At 55.7% G+C, this 14,310-nt stretch carries 13 protein-coding genes, 1 pseudogene and 1 riboswitch; of the genes and pseudogenes, 2 read left to right on the forward strand and 12 right to left on the reverse strand.

What is annotated here, in order from left to right; translation table 11 throughout:
• Positions 1 to 416 precede the first annotated feature (416 nt).
• Positions 417 to 1,517 (reverse strand): phosphoserine transaminase, encoded by a 1,101-nt coding sequence (gene serC, locus G556_RS0102730; protein WP_028821668.1) that lies wholly within the window; start codon positions 1,515 to 1,517, stop codon positions 417 to 419.
• A 4-nt stretch (positions 1,518 to 1,521) separates the two neighbouring features.
• On the reverse strand, positions 1,522 to 1,743 hold the full coding sequence (locus G556_RS0102735; RefSeq protein ID WP_028821669.1) for a hypothetical protein: 222 nt from the start codon (positions 1,741 to 1,743) through the stop codon (positions 1,522 to 1,524).
• A gap of 198 nt (positions 1,744 to 1,941) precedes the next feature.
• Between G556_RS0102735 and G556_RS0102740 the strand changes: the two genes are divergently transcribed.
• The gene (locus tag G556_RS0102740; protein ID WP_036915762.1) at positions 1,942 to 3,369 is read left to right on the forward strand and encodes an amino acid permease; all 1,428 of its coding nucleotides are present in this window, start codon (positions 1,942 to 1,944) and stop codon (positions 3,367 to 3,369) included.
• 71 nt (positions 3,370 to 3,440) lie between these two features.
• Here G556_RS0102740 and cysE read toward each other — a convergent pair whose 3' ends face one another.
• A complete protein-coding gene (cysE, locus tag G556_RS0102745) occupies positions 3,441 to 4,223 on the reverse strand; it encodes a serine O-acetyltransferase (RefSeq protein WP_028821671.1) in 783 nt (260 codons plus the stop codon).
• A 92-nt stretch (positions 4,224 to 4,315) separates the two neighbouring features.
• On the opposite strand from cysE, the gene G556_RS10960 reads away from it, so the two are divergent.
• Entirely contained in the window at positions 4,316 to 5,266 is a 951-nt protein-coding gene (locus G556_RS10960) for a nucleoside hydrolase (protein ID WP_051176594.1), read from the forward strand.
• On the opposite strand, the gene G556_RS0102760 is transcribed toward G556_RS10960, so the two are convergent.
• The 9 genes and pseudogenes from G556_RS0102760 to G556_RS0102805 form a co-directional block, all read right to left on the reverse strand.
• Complete coding sequence (locus G556_RS0102760) at positions 5,249 to 5,974, reverse strand: ABC transporter ATP-binding protein (protein WP_028821673.1); 726 nt, start codon at positions 5,972 to 5,974, stop codon at positions 5,249 to 5,251. The genes G556_RS10960 and G556_RS0102760 overlap by 18 nt on opposite strands.
• Complete coding sequence (locus G556_RS10010; RefSeq protein WP_051176595.1) at positions 5,956 to 6,885, reverse strand: ABC transporter ATP-binding protein; 930 nt, start codon at positions 6,883 to 6,885, stop codon at positions 5,956 to 5,958. Before G556_RS10010 ends, G556_RS0102760 begins: the two co-directional genes overlap by 19 nt.
• Entirely contained in the window at positions 6,882 to 7,709 is an 828-nt protein-coding gene (locus G556_RS0102770; RefSeq protein ID WP_028821674.1) for an ABC transporter permease, read from the reverse strand. Before G556_RS0102770 ends, G556_RS10010 begins: the two co-directional genes overlap by 4 nt.
• The gene (locus G556_RS0102775) at positions 7,706 to 8,650 is read right to left on the reverse strand and encodes an ABC transporter permease (RefSeq protein ID WP_051176597.1); all 945 of its coding nucleotides are present in this window, start codon (positions 8,648 to 8,650) and stop codon (positions 7,706 to 7,708) included. The genes G556_RS0102770 and G556_RS0102775 overlap by 4 nt, the downstream gene beginning before the upstream one ends.
• A complete protein-coding gene (locus G556_RS0102780) occupies positions 8,650 to 10,194 on the reverse strand; it encodes an ABC transporter substrate-binding protein (protein ID WP_028821676.1) in 1,545 nt (514 codons plus the stop codon). Before G556_RS0102780 ends, G556_RS0102775 begins: the two co-directional genes overlap by 1 nt.
• A 79-nt stretch (positions 10,195 to 10,273) precedes the next feature.
• A riboswitch (cobalamin riboswitch) is annotated at positions 10,274 to 10,399 on the reverse strand.
• A gap of 269 nt (positions 10,400 to 10,668) precedes the next feature.
• Positions 10,669 to 10,911 (reverse strand): annotated as a pseudogene (locus G556_RS10015) (serine acetyltransferase domain-containing protein); the annotation flags it as partial.
• 236 nt (positions 10,912 to 11,147) lie between these two features.
• Positions 11,148 to 12,728: a coiled-coil domain-containing protein gene (locus G556_RS0102790; RefSeq protein ID WP_028821678.1), complete on the reverse strand. Its 1,581-nt coding sequence runs from the start codon at positions 12,726 to 12,728 to the stop codon at positions 11,148 to 11,150.
• 85 nt (positions 12,729 to 12,813) lie between these two features.
• Entirely contained in the window at positions 12,814 to 13,266 is a 453-nt protein-coding gene (locus tag G556_RS11500; RefSeq protein ID WP_162139743.1) for a hypothetical protein, read from the reverse strand.
• A gap of 33 nt (positions 13,267 to 13,299) precedes the next feature.
• Positions 13,300 to 14,304 (reverse strand): ABC transporter ATP-binding protein, encoded by a 1,005-nt coding sequence (locus tag G556_RS0102805; RefSeq protein ID WP_028821680.1) that lies wholly within the window; start codon positions 14,302 to 14,304, stop codon positions 13,300 to 13,302.
• Positions 14,305 to 14,310 lie beyond the last annotated feature (6 nt).

The following is a 14,310-nucleotide window of genomic DNA, read 5'->3' on the forward strand; positions in this document are numbered from 1 at the left end:
CGCCACGCCTTGATGTTTCTTCAAAGACCCGAACTCCCACAACCTCATGCCTTTAGGTGGTCATCCGAATTATTGCGTCAAAAAAGGCTCGTCTACGAGCCAAATCTGCCGCAATAATGTCGCGACCACTTAATAAGCAAGGCTGGTGGAGCTGGGTTGGCGAGCATTGGAGGCGTGGCGAAAGCCATACGCATGCGAAGCATACGTCGCGAAGACACGGCGACTCGCTCGACAACCCAACCTAGACCAGAAACCGACGATCGCCGTCCCAACCAGCCAAAAAACGTCACCAGAAAACAGCAAGAAAGAAAAGGTCCGTAGACGAGCCTTTTCTTCCGCGTCAATCAGACAAAAATAGCGGGAACCAAAAAGTTCGTAGTCGAGCCTTTTGGTTCCCGTTATTCGTCAAGCTGGAGTTACATCCGCTCTAACACCCAGTCGAGGCAGTTGATTAGAGCTTCGACATCGGACGGGTCCACCGCGGCGAACGTGCCGACTCGGATCTGGTTGCGGCCAAGCGAACGGTAAGAGTTGATGTCTACGATGCCGTTGTCGCGCATGATGGCCAGCAGATCATCGGCCTTGATGCGCTCGTCCAAATCTAGGGTGACGGTCACCTGTGAACGGATCAACGGGTCGGAAACAAACGGTGTGACCAGCTCATGCTTCTCCGCCCAGTCGTAGAGCAGCTGGCTGGACTTGGCAGTGCGGTCTGTGGCGAACTTCAACCCGCCATTCTCCAGCATCCACTCCAACTGTCCCTCAATTAGCAGAAGGTTAGCGATGGACGGGGTGTTCAGCGTCTGGTGCTTTTCGGAATTGTTGATGGCCTTGACCATGTCTAGGCTGGCCGGCACCCATTCGCGGGTCTCCTGCACCTTCCGGGCGCGCTCGATGGCCGCCGGCGAACAGATCGCGAACCACAGGCCGCCGTCACCGCCCAGGTTCTTCTGCGGGCTGAAATAGTAGACGTCGGTCTGAGAAACGTCGACGGGGATGCCACCGGCAGCGCTGGTCGCGTCGGTCAGGTAAAGGACGTCCTCGAAACCGCCGATCCGCTGAACCGGAGCGGCGACACCAGTGGAGGTCTCGTTCTGGGCCCAGGCGACGACGTCAACATCGTCACGCCTAGGCAGCGCGAGCTCACCGTTCTCTGCCTTGTTGATGGATGGCTCTTCGAGGAAGGGGGCGCCAGCGGCCTCCTTGGCGAACTTGGCGCCGAACTCGCCGAAGACGCCGTGCGCGGAGCGCTGAATGATCAGGGAAAAGACCGCAACGTCCCAGAACGTCGTGGCACCACCGTTGCCCAAAACGACCTGATAGCCGTTCGGTGCGTCAAATAGTTCGGTGAACATTTCCTGCACGTGGGCGACGAGATCCCGAACCGGCTTCGCGCGGTGAGACGTGCCCATGATGTCGTTGCGGGTGCCGAGCTTGGCGAGCACATCCGGGTGTATGCGTGCCGGGCCGGAGCCGAAGCGTCCGTCGACAGGTAAAAGTTCCTTGGGGATCTGCATGTCTTTACCTTTCGGTTGCCTGGGTCGGGTTGAAGGTGAGCCAGTCCGACGAAGTCTCGAACATTGCCGCCTGGGTGGGCTTCTCTTCCACGAGCTGCACGGGCTCATCGTAGTCGCGCTCAACCCGTTTGCTGGGTTCCACTTTTTTCGGTGCCGCGTCGAACGCCTGCATCACGAACTGTTCCAGAGCCGTGTTACCCGATTTGTGTTTGCGAACCTCTGCCATGCTTTCACCTGCTCTTAAGACTTTTGTCCTATTCAACCAGTTCGCGACAGGAATTAACATCTTCCGGCTCCTCAGGTTTCTGGTTTGACCGCGGTCGGAAGATCAGTTTTGAGTGGGATTTTGGTCACCAATTGGGACAGCTTTGGCGGCAGCGTCGTCGGGCGGCAAAATATGCTAGGTCAGGATTTTGGAGGGCACATGAGTAAAAAAGAACACACCACGCTCGAGCGTCGGTTGACCAGCGGCCAAGTGGCCATGATTGGCCTTTCGGGCGCGCTCGGCACCGGTCTTTTCTTGGGGTCCGGCTCGGTTATCGCGCTGGGCGGCCCGGCCACCGTCATCAGCTACGTTCTGGCTGGCCTCTGCGCACTGTCGATCGTCTGGGCGCTAGCGGAGATGGTGACGGTTCACCCCGTCCCGGGTGGCGTTGGACGAGTTGCTGGCAGCTATCTTGGGCCCTTCGGCGGTTATCTCACGCACTGGAATTTCGCGATTGAAATGCTGATCGCAGTCGGGGCCGAGGTGACGGCGTCGGCGACGTACCTGCACTTCTGGTTCCCCAACCTGCACCTGGGCATCGGCACAATCCTCTGTTCGCTTTTCGTGATTGGCCTGAACATGGCCACTGTGCGCCTCTACGGAACGAGCGAATACTGGTTCTCGATGATTAAGGTTACCGCGATCGTCGTGTTCATCCTTCTCGGTCTTTATCTAATCTTCTTCGGTTCCTCCGCCGATCACGCCACCGGATTCGGTAACCTGACTACAGACGGGGGCTTCTTCGCCACCGGTTTCGGCGGTGTGCTCGCGGCCGCCTGCATGGCCGTGTTCTCCTTCGGCGGTATAGAGAATGTTTCGATCGGTGCGGCCGAGTCCGAGCATCCCGAGCGTGACGTGCCCCGCGCGGCCCACACCATGATTTGGCGTCTGCTGATCTTCTACGTGCTTGCAATCCTGGTTGTGCTCGCGCTGCAACCGTGGACAGAAACCGCGCAGGGTGGCGGCACCGTCAATGAATCGCCGTTTGTGCGAGTCCTGGAGATGACGGGTGTGCCCGCCGCCGCGCACATCATGAACGCGATTCTTTTGGTGGCCGCGCTTTCGGCTGCGAACGGCTGCCTGTATGCGTCGAGCCGCATGATTCACTCACTCGGCGAGCAGCGCATGGCTCCCCGCTTCACCGCGCGAACCTCCACCCATGGCGCTCCCCGCGGAGCCGTCCTTATCGCGGCTGCGGGCATGGCGATCGCCTCCATCCTGGCACTGACAAGCCCCGACAAGGCGTTCATGTACCTGTATGGCTGTGCGACCGTTGGCATTCTTGTGACGTGGATCATGGTGATGATTACGCACCTGAAGTTCCGCAGGGACCGCAAGCAGGCGGGCCTCGGCATTCCGAAGGCGCATCTGCTTGGCGCGCCCGTCGTAAACTACCTGATCATCGCAGTCTCCATCGCAATTTTCATCGCACTGCGCTGGCTGCTGCCACCGGTTTGGACGGCCGGCATCCCGTACATCATCCTGCTGTGCCTTTCGTACCTGCTTGTCAGGAACCGTCATTCGGGCATACCGCGCGGAGACCTGCTGGGGCAGTCCGTTCAGCAAGAGAAGAGCCAAAAGGCATAGTCGAAAACCCATATAGATGAAAGGTAGCGTCCCCTGAAATTTTTGGGGGACGCTACCTTTTTCTTGAGTTTTTACAGCAGCATCTGGTTCATCGTCAGCGACGGGAATTCCTCGGCAGGTGCGTCGATCACCTTAGCGGGCACGCCCGTCACCGTGGTGTGAGCCTCGACGTCGCGCAGCACGACGGAACCAGCACCGATCTTCGCGCAGTCGCCCACGGTTATATTGCCCAGCACCTTTGCGCCGGCGCCGATCATCACGCCCTTGCCGATCCTCGGGTGACGGTCGCCGTCCTCCTTGCCGGTGCCGCCGAGAGTCACCTCGTGCAGCATCGAGAAGTTGTCGCCGACGACCGCGGTCTCGCCGATGACGACGCTGGTGGCGTGGTCGAACATGATGCCGCGCCCGATTTTTGCCCCGGGGTGGATGTCGACGGCGAAAACCTCGCTGATGCGCGACTGCAGGAACAACGCCAGCGGCTTGTGGCCAAGCTCCCAATAGTGATGGGCGATTCGGTAACTCTGAATGGACTGGAAACCCTTGAAATACAGGAGCGGCTGCGTGTAGCCGAGAGTGGCCGGGTCGCGGTCTGCCACGGCTTGCAGATCGCAGAGCACGGCGTCGCGAATATCCGGGTCGATCAAGGCATCGTCGATCAAACATTCCAGCGCCGAGGCCGTCATGGCGTGATTGGCAAGCTTGCCAGCAAGCAGAGAACTCAGCGCGGACTCCAAGCTGGGGTGGCGCAAGATAGCCTCGTTCAGGAAACCAGCTAGTGCTGGCTCGGCCTCGGCATCTCGCTTAGCTTCCAGCCTAACCTGAGCCCAGATTTGATCGTTTGGAACAGTCTTCACATTACTAGGCTACCCGCCAACGGAATGAAGTAACTCTCAGCAGGCGCACAGGCACAAAGTTACTTGTCAAGACGCATTTGCGAGCAGGCCAGATGTGCCAGACTGTTTTCATGAAGATCCTCGTCGACACTGACCCAGGAGTTGATGACGCCTTCGCGTTGCTCTTCGCCCTGGCTAACCCAAATCTAGAAGTGATAGGGGTCACGACGGTTGGTGGAAACGCTTTCCTAGACGACGTGACCCGAAACGCATCCGGTCTGCTGGCCCTGGCAAAGCGCTACTACGATTTCACTATTCCGACCCTGCATATGGGGCTGCAATCCCACAGGCGCGGGAACGCCGAATCCGTCCACGGCATCGGCGGCCTGGGCGGGGTTCATCTGCCCGCCAATTTCCCGGTCGGAAATGACGCGATAGGTTTCATCGTAGAAACCTTGAGGGCCAATCCCGGCGAGATCCGCCTGGTCACGCTGGGCCCGCTGACGAATATCGCGGCCGCGCTCGAAGTGGAGCCCGAGCTGCCGAGGCTTGCTGCCGGAATCAGCATCATGGGCGGTGCGGAACGTGGCGGAAACTCCGGTAACGAGGCCGAATTCAACATCTGGCAGGATCCTGCCGCAGCGGAAAAGGTTTTTGACGCCGCTTGGACATCGTTTTCGATGTGTGGGCTGGACGCAACCGCGTGTACGACTTTCACGCCCGAATTGCGCGAGCTGTGCTTCCAGGTTGGCCGCGAGGGCAACGAGATCGGCACGCTGTTGCACGACATCACCCGCGACTACATCAACCGCGACTGGACCGCGAACCAGGTGCTCGGCTGCCGGGTGCACGACCTGCTTCCCGTTGCGCTTCTCGTCGACGAAACCATCGCAAAATCGGTAAAGGCGCGAGTACGGGTGCAAGTTGGCGGCCCGTTCGACGGGCGGACCATCGTCACCCGGGGCACCGGGGACGTGAACGTCTACACGGACAGCACTGACAATAAGAAGCTGATGAACCTGCTGATGCTTACGCTGTTTCCCCGGCTAAAAAGATTTCTCTAGCTTTCGCTGCTTCGGCTCAACCAGGGAAAGCAGACCGTCTTCGAAACGGTAGTAGCGTCCACACATTGCCTTGATCAGATCGAGGTCGTGCGAAATAAGCATTACGGTAAGCCCGTGCTCTTCATTGAGTCGCCTAACCAGGCCCATGATCTGTGCCTGCACCGAAAGATCCAACATGGAACTGGCCTCGTCCAGCAGAAGGCACGATGGTTCCATCAGGAGGCACCTTGCCAGGGCTAGCCGCTGCAACTGGCCGCCGCTGAGCTGGTGCGGATAGCGTTCGAGCAGAGCTGACTCAAGCCCAACCTCGACGAGCTTCTGCTCAATGAGTTCTTTCCTGTCCTCGTAAATATTGAACAGATGCAGCGGCTCGTACATGCTCCGCTCAATCAGCCACCTGGGGTTGAACGCATTTCTGGGATCTTGAAAGACCATCTGGACATCCCGGTGCATTTCACGTCTTGCTCGCGGGCTCAAGCTTTTGATGTCCTGACCCAGATATTTTATTTTGCCCTGCGACCAGTCCGTTAGCTGAAAAAACATCCTGAACAGGGTGGATTTGCCGCAGCCGCTCGGCCCGTAGAGCCCCAGGATTTCGCCCTTGTGTATCTCTAGGTCTAGATCGGTGAAAACGACCCTTGGTTTAGATGTCAATAGAGACGGATAGGACTTCGTGACTCCCTCATAGCTCAGCAATACTTCAGACATAGCACCTGCCGATCGTCTAAATTCACAAATTCGCTCCAATTGACACACTCCGGCCTTGCATGTGGGCAGCGGGGTTCGAATGGGCAGCCCGACGGGCGTGTATAGAAGCTCGGAGACTCACCCGCGATGGCTTTCAATCCTCGGCTCGGTAGAGCGTCTAACAGCCCTTGCGAATAGGGGTGGGCGGGTGCGTCGAAGAAGCTATCCGCATCGGCCATCTCCACGATCTTTGAACCGTAGAAAACCCACACCTGGTCGGCTATTTCTTTAGCAAGTTTGACGTCGTGGGTGATGACCAGCAGGGTCTTACCGGACCTAGCCAGTGCGAGGATCAGGTCCTTGATGCTTTCTGTGTTCACCGGATCTAGGCCCTTGGTGGGCTCGTCAAGAATCAGGAATGACGGGTCCAGACCGATGCCAGTGGCGATTAGAGCGCGCTGAGCCATTCCGCCGCTCAACTCGAAGGAGTAGTTTTCTGCCACCGCCTCGCAAAGGTTGGCTTTGCGCAATTGCTCGTTCGCGAATGCCCGCTTCTGTTTCCACTTGATTCTGCGCTTGTGGAAGGGCGCTTCGGATACGAGTTCTTTGATCTTGAAACTGGGGTTCAGGGCTGAAATCGCGTTTTGGGCGACCCACCCGATTTGCTCGCCGCGCACGGAATCGTATTGCGTATCGGAAAGCCCGATTAGCTCCCGCCCATCGAAGACGATACTTCCCTCGGCCTTAGCATTCACAGGCAACAGACCCACAATCGCAGAACCGAGCACGGATTTGCCACTTCCCGATTCGCCGACGATAGCGGTCACTTTGTTACGTTCAACACTCGCGTTGACGTCTGTGACTGCATAGCCCTTGCCGGTGCGGGTTTTAAAAGTGACGTTCAGATTAGATATTTCTAGCAGCGCGCTCATCGGCCCACCTGCATTTCATCGTTCTGGTAGACATCCCAGCGATCCCGCAAGATTTCGCCGAGACGAATCGCGAAAAATGCAGCCAACAGCATCATCAATGCCGGGGCGATCAAGGCATAAGGCTGCACCCCGAAATACTGCCTGGCGTCCTGCACCATAACGCCCCAATCCGGAGTGGGCGGCTGCAACCCGACTCCGATGAAGCTCAAGGAACTGATGGTCAAAATCATTCTTCCCATCCGGTTCATTGCGAGCACAACCAGAGTCGGAAATGCCAGAGGCAGCACGTGCCTGCTGACCAGATAGAAGGAGCCGGGCAAATAGAGTCGAGCCGCGTCGACGAACTGCCTGTCCTTGTAGCTTCTGACCTGAGAACGGACGAGTCGAGAAACGCCCGACCACCCGGTTAACACCATGGCGATGAAGATCGATAAATTGCTGGCACCCAAAACACCGACGATCGCGATCGCGATGCTCAGACCAGGCAACCCCTGGAAAATACTCATGAGCACCTGGACGCCAGCATCAGCCCACTTACCGAACCAGCCCGCCACTGAACCGAAGAAGACGCCGACGACCATGCTGATCAAGGTGGCTGCGAAGCTGATGCTCAAGGCACCCCTGCCGCCATAAATTACTCGGGAGGCGACGTCTCTTCCCAGACTGTCCGTGCCCAGCCAATGGGCAGCACTAGGCAGTTCATTGCGCAGCGACATCTGCGTCTCGACCGGATCCAAAGGAGCGATCAGTGGAGCCGCGATACTCATCACGGCCAACAAAACCAAGACCGCAATGGAGAAAATTAGTTTCCTGTTGCCTCTCAATTCAGCCTCCTCAGCTGGGGCTGAACGGTCATCTGCAGAATATCGGCTAGCAGGAACACGATCAGGCAGATTATGCCCATCACCAAGACGTAGGCCTGAACCGCTGGATAATCATGAGAATTAATGGACTTGAGCACCCACTGCCCTAACCCTGGAAGAGCGAAAATAGATTCCGCTATGGTGGAGCCGCCCAAAATCCCAACGAAATAGTTACCCCACAAGCTAACGATGCTCGCGAAGGCGTTGGGGATGGCGTGCTTAGCCATCGAAAACTTGTATGAAAAACCCTTCGACCTGGCCATCTCGAAATATTCCTCACCCAACACCGACAGCAGATCAGAGCGAAAAACCCTGGTGATCATCATCGTCGAACTGAGCGATATGGAGACGGCGGGGAGGATTAAAGATGAAAAACCCGAGAAACCGCTAGTCGGCAACAGCCTGAGCCCCTCGGCAAAAATGAGCATCAGGATGATCGCCACCAGGAAGCCAGGAATAGCCGAAAACAGGCTTGTGATGCCCAGAAAAATTCGGTCTAGCAAGCTGTCCTTGTGGAGCGCGAGCAAATAACCCAGCGGCAGGGAGATCAACACCAGAATGGCCATGGCCAGCAGCGAAAGCTGCAGCGTCACGGGAATCCTGAGAAGTAGATCGTGCTCAATAGAGCGGCTCGTCATGAACGAGACACCAATATTCCCCCGCAACAGTTGACCAACCCAAAGGATGTACTGCTCGAAGAACGAACGGTCCAGACCAAGCTCGCGACGAACCATAGCGAGCTGTTCGTCGCTTGGTGCGTCCACTCCGTCCGAAGCCAAGATCGCGTAGGCCGGATCTCCTGGGGCAATATGCCCCAGGAGAAAGCTAAGCAGTGTGATACCGAAAAGCGTGAGCAGTCCGGTCACCGCATAGCGGCCAGCGATTCGAAGAATCTTGGACATTAAGCGAGGTACATCTTCGAGAGCGTAACGCCGTAAGACGTAGCCTCATAGCCCTTAAGATCCTTGCTGTGCACAACCAGGTAACTGTCATGGTACAGCGGGATGGTCGGCAGGGTCTCAATAGCGAGCTCCTGCAGTTCCTTGTAGATTTCGATCCTCTTATTCTCATCCAGCTCCGCAGCCGCCTTGCTCAGCAGCTCGGTGGCCTCCGGATTGTCGTAGCGGCCGCCATTATCAGGACCCATGAAGACCTTGAGCATGGTAATCGGCTCGCCGTCAGGCATGCCCTGGGTGTGGAACGAAAGATCGAAGTTGCCTTCCTTGCGGCGCTTCATCTGCTCGGAGCCCTCGAGAATGGTGATCTCGACGTCGATGCCAAGCTCCTTCAGCACGGACTGAACGTATTCGGCCTGTTCCTTGTAGGGGTAGCGGTCGATGCCGTACTGCGGCACCAACAGTTCGAGTGAGATTCGGTTGTCGCCGAGAACCTCAGCTGCCAGCTTCTTAGCTTCTTCAGGATCGTACTTCGGCTTGTCCTGCTTGTAGCCCAGCTCGCTAGCATTCAGCGGGTTGGAGGTTGCCACCGCGAAGCCGTGGTAGAACTCGTCGACAATCATCTGACGGTCGATAGCCAAAGACATTGCCTTAACCAGACGGGGATCGTTGAGGTATTCCTTCGACTGGTTCACCTGCATGAAGTGGGTGATGGTCGACGGCTTGTACGAAGCCTCGAACTTGCCGGAATCGACGAGTTCCTTAGCCTGCGAGGGCCAGATAGCGCCGATGTCAAGAACGCCCTGGATCTCGCCGGACCTCAGCGCGGCAGCGCGGGTATCGGAGCTAGGCATGGAAAGAACTTTGACGGACTTCGTCTTGGCCTTTTCACCCCAGTAGTCTTCATTGGCCTTGAGAATCGTGTATTGATCCTGCTGGTGCTCGGTGATCTTGAAGGGGCCGGTCCCCTGAACGACGGTGGCGAAATCGCCGTTTTCGTCCAAGCATTTGGGACTAACCATCGGGCTACCGAAGTTCGTCAGACGCTGAATAGCGGTGGGCGAAGGCTCGCTGAAGACCAGCTTGACGGTGTTATCGTCGACCTTTTCGGTGTGGTCGAGGCCAGGGTAGGTCTTCTTGGCGTCAATGGTGTAGAACGGCGATTTCTTGGGGCTGTGCTTCACAACGCGCTCGATATTGGCGATCACAGCGTCAGCATTAAACGGCTCACCATCGTGGAATTTGACGTTCTCACGTAGCTTGATTGTCCATTCTTTACCGTCTGGGGACATTTCCCAGCTGGTTGCAAGGGACGGAGCTGCGTGGCCGTCCTCGCCAAGGAGCACGAGTGGCTCCCAAACCTGCATGATCAGGCTGGTGTAATAGCCGTCCTTTTCACCGGGGGTTAGATCACGGGGAGCAGCGAGGACTACCTGTTTGTCACTCTGACCGGCATCACTTTCAGCGGAGGTTTTGGCACCAGTGCCACATCCGGTAAGAGCCAGCAGAACGGCCATCGCCGCGGCCAGCATCTTTAAGATACGTTTCACCTTTTCTCCTAGTTTTTTAAGATGAGCTTGCGGCTATGCGGCGAAACGCGAATGAAATACAGCCATCCTCGTGGCCGCAAAGCACTTCTTCAGTTAGAGAGGTATCTGACTTAGCTCATCGCATCACAGTTACGGGATAGTTCGGGGTTCTCACCCGATTCCCTCTTGGCAAGGAAGCCTATATTTATTCCACAGGATTTGCCACCGTGTAGGGCATGTTCGGGGCGGATCGAAGTTTGATTTAGCCGACCGGCGCTGTCTTCGATTCGTCCAGGACGATACACACTTCGTCGCCTGGGCACAGGGTGGCGGCACGGTCAATGAATCGCCGTTCGTGCGAGTCCTGGAGCTGACCGGTGTGCCAGCCGCACACATCATGAACGCGATCTTTTTGGTGGCGGCTCTGTCCGCAGCGAACGGCTGCGTGTAGCCGAGAGTGGCCGGGTCACGGGTGACTACCGCCTGCAGATCGCAGAGCACGGCGTCACGAATATCCGGGTCAATCAAGGCATCGTCGATCAAACATTCCAGCGCCGAGGCCGTCATCGCTTGATTGGCAAGCTTGCCAGCAAGCAGAGAACTCAGCGCGGACTCCAAGCTGGGGTGGCGCAAGATGGCCTCGTGCAGGAAACCAGCTAGTGCTGGCTCGGCCTCGGCATCTCGCTTAGCTTCCAGCCTAACCTGAGCCCAGATTTGATCGTTTGGAACAGTCTTCAAACCACCAGGCTACCCGCACATCAAGAAATTTAACGCTGTGTTTTAACCCCAAAATGGTTACGGTCACTTGCCTCTTTTATACCAAACTGATTTTCGCAAAGGCGCTATTCATGGCGCTCATCCTGAACCACTGCTGAGCGGCCGTTTTCAGCTATCCGGTAACTAAAAAACGCAGCCTAGCGGCATCGTCAAAAGAAATTAGATGCCGCTAGGCTGCGTTAATTTAACCAGTTACTTTAGTCTTTACGTCTGCGAGCCACCACATAGCTGGCGCCAGCAGCAGCAATCAGCAAAGCAGCCGCATTAGCATTGCCCTCTGCTCCGGTGCTAGGCACACCACGCTTTGCTTTATGCTTCTTGTCTGCCATCTTCTTGGAAGTCTGGTTAGCAGAATCCTGCTTATCAGTTTCTTTGTTTCCTTCAGATTTTTTGCTTCCTTCAGGTTGTCCAGCATTCTGTGCACCCTTGGCAGCGTTAAGCTGTGCCTCCAACACGCCGAGCTTTACTTGAGCGTCTTTCAACTGCGTCTGCAAAGTGTCGAGGTTTTGCTTAGCCTTTTGGGCTGCTTCAGTCTTCTCGGCAAGAGTTTTTTCAGCTTGCTGCAGTTCTGGTGAAGCTGGCAGAGCGTCCAGCAGCGCCTGGAGCCTGGCTGAAGCATTTTTCACAATAGCTTCAGCATCTTTCAGATCTGCTTCAGCTCCGTCTACCTTAGCGGTGGCAGCAGCCAATTTCTGGGCTGCTTGCGGATCTTTTGCAGCAATACCATCGTATTCCTGCTGGGCGTTGGTAAAGTTCTTTTCAGTTTCTTGCTTTACCTGATTTGCCTTTTCCAGGTTGGCTTTAGCAGCTTTAGATGCCTGATCAGCAGCCTCAACAGCCTTAACAAGTTCGTTAGCCTTAGCTACCTCTTGACGTGCTGTGCTAATCTCACCGTTCTTTTGCGAAACTTCCTGTTTTGCCTTTATCGCAGCGGCATTCGCAGATGTAACCTTTGACTTCAGCTCATCACGCTTTTGCTCTGCCGCGACTAGCTGCTCTCGGACAGCTTCAGTTTCAGTAGTAAGATCTTCCTGAATTTTCTTCGCATCTTCCAAAGCCTGTTCTGCTTGCCTTACCTGCGCAGCGATACTGATTACCTCATTGGCAAACTTGGTGTGCTCAGTATTAACAGTTGCCTCATGCTCTTTAGCTTTGGCAAGTTTCTGGTTGGCGGCTTCCATAGCTGCTTTTGCAGTCTCGGTCTTGCCGGCATCACTACCCTGCTTTGCAGCTTCATATTCCTGCTTACGCTGATTTGCCTCAGCTTCAGCATTCTGAACATCCTGCTTTACCTTGTCCAGCTCAGCATTCTTTTCCTGGACTTTGGGTTTCAGTTGCTGCTGCTTGGCCTTGAGCTCCTGATACTTTTCAGTAGCCTGGATGGTATTTTTGCTTGCTTCTGAAACCTTATCCTTTTTGGTTTCGAATTCAGCATTAAGCTTTCGAGCCTCTTCATTTGCGTCTTCACAGTCTTTCGCAATTTTGTCGGCCGTTTCTTGAGCTTGCTGAGCTTCTTTCTGCTTCTGCGCTAACTCTTTTTCAAGGTCAGTAACCTTTTGTTGTAGCGCAGCAACGTCTGCCTTAGCCGCAGCATCTTTAGCCTTAGTTAAATTAGCGTCAGCTTCATTAGCTAGCTTGGTATTTTCGGTGACGCTATCCTTAGCTGCTTCATCAGCTTTTTGAGCAGCGCTTAGCTTTTCCTGGGCTGCTTTAAGCTGCTGCTCGTTAGCACCAAGCTCATCCTTAATTTTTGCCAGATCAGCCTTAGCCGAAGCCAATTTCTTGGCTGCTTCATCGCGCTGAGTGGTAGCTGCGTTAAGTGCCTCTGCAGCTTCCTTATACTTAGGATCATTCTTTTGGGCATCAATAGCAGCTTTTTTTCTTCGCTTCTAACGCATCCTGCGCATCCTTTTCAGCCTGCTTGGCTTCTTCATAGCTTTGCTCAGCTTGAGCAACTTTCTGCTCCAGCTGAGCAACCTTCGCGCTTTGCTGGTCGCGAGCTGCTTGGGCATTTTCGACAGCGTCGTTTGAAGCCATAGCCAAAGTGTTTGAAGTATTTTGCATGGATTCGACAGCCAAAGCAGTGGGAGCCGACTGGGCAACTAGGGTTAGGGCGGCTGTAACCGAGACAGCGGATGCCAGTGCAGCACGCCTAGACATTGGATTCACTTTTGTCTCCTTAAAAAGATTCAAAATAAATGGGCAAGCAACTGTGGATTGCTGGTAAGAAATTACAGAAAAATAAAAATTACCGTCAACCGAAATTAGCGATATCGGCCATTTTCTAAGGGAACACCCAGAAAAGCTAGGGTCCAAGTAAAAATTAAAACTCAGTCTGTTTTACAGCCGTTAAGGCATCACTGGGGCGGTCTTAGAAAGATCAAAACTTAATGCCACTTGCGCACCGACTTGTAGTGTTTCCGCCTGTCTAGAAAGCGGTGTTAGCGCATCAACAAGTTGGCCATCAGGCAGCATTACTTGCATCCTGATATCGCCACGACGCACATTAACTGCGCAAACTTTGACCCTCATCCCACCATCAGCTAATTGGAAAGCTCCAGGGGCGCACGCTATTAACTGACCAAAATAATCTAGTGAACCCGCCAGACCCCAATCACGTATGTCACTTGGTTTAAGGAATGCCCCGTAACCCAAAAATTCTGCGACCTGTCTAGTACCCGGATTAGTCCAAACTTGAGCTGGTGTGCCAAGGGCTAAAAGCCGTCCGCCGATCAACACGGCGATACGGTCCGCCACCGCGAATGCCTCGTCCTGATCGTGAGTTACGTAAAGGGCAGCGGTCTTCGACGCGGTGAGGATCTCGCGCAAATCACCGCTCAACCGCTCGCGCAAGGAACGATCTAGCGCGGATAACGGCTCGTCCAACCCCAGAAGTTTGGGCTTCGGGGCGAGCGACCTAGCCAAGGCGACTCGCTGAGCCTCGCCGCCAGACAGCTGGGTGATCTGGCGTTCTGCATAGCCCGAAAGGCCAACCAGGTCGAGGAGTTCGGCGACGCGTTTCTCGCGGGTTTGGGCGTCCACACCGGCGGCCCGCAGCCCGTATGCGACGTTTCCGGCGACGTTCTGATAGCCGAACAGCTGTCCCTCCTGGAACATCAAACCAAAACCGCGCTTGTGCGTGGGCACACGGGAAAGATCGACCCCGTCCCAAGAGATCGCACCGTCCGCGATGGGCTCCAGCCCGAGCACAGCGCGCAGCAACGACGACTTGCCCGAACCGCTGGGCCCGAGCAGGGCGACCACTTCGCCGGGGGCGACGCTAATGCTCACCCGGTCGACCGCGATCTTCTCGCCGTACTTCACGACCGCCTGGCTGATATCAAGTCCGCTCATCATCCC

Source organism: Propionimicrobium lymphophilum DSM 4903 (assembly GCF_000423485.1).
Taxonomy (GTDB): domain Bacteria; phylum Actinomycetota; class Actinomycetes; order Propionibacteriales; family Propionibacteriaceae; genus Propionimicrobium; species Propionimicrobium lymphophilum.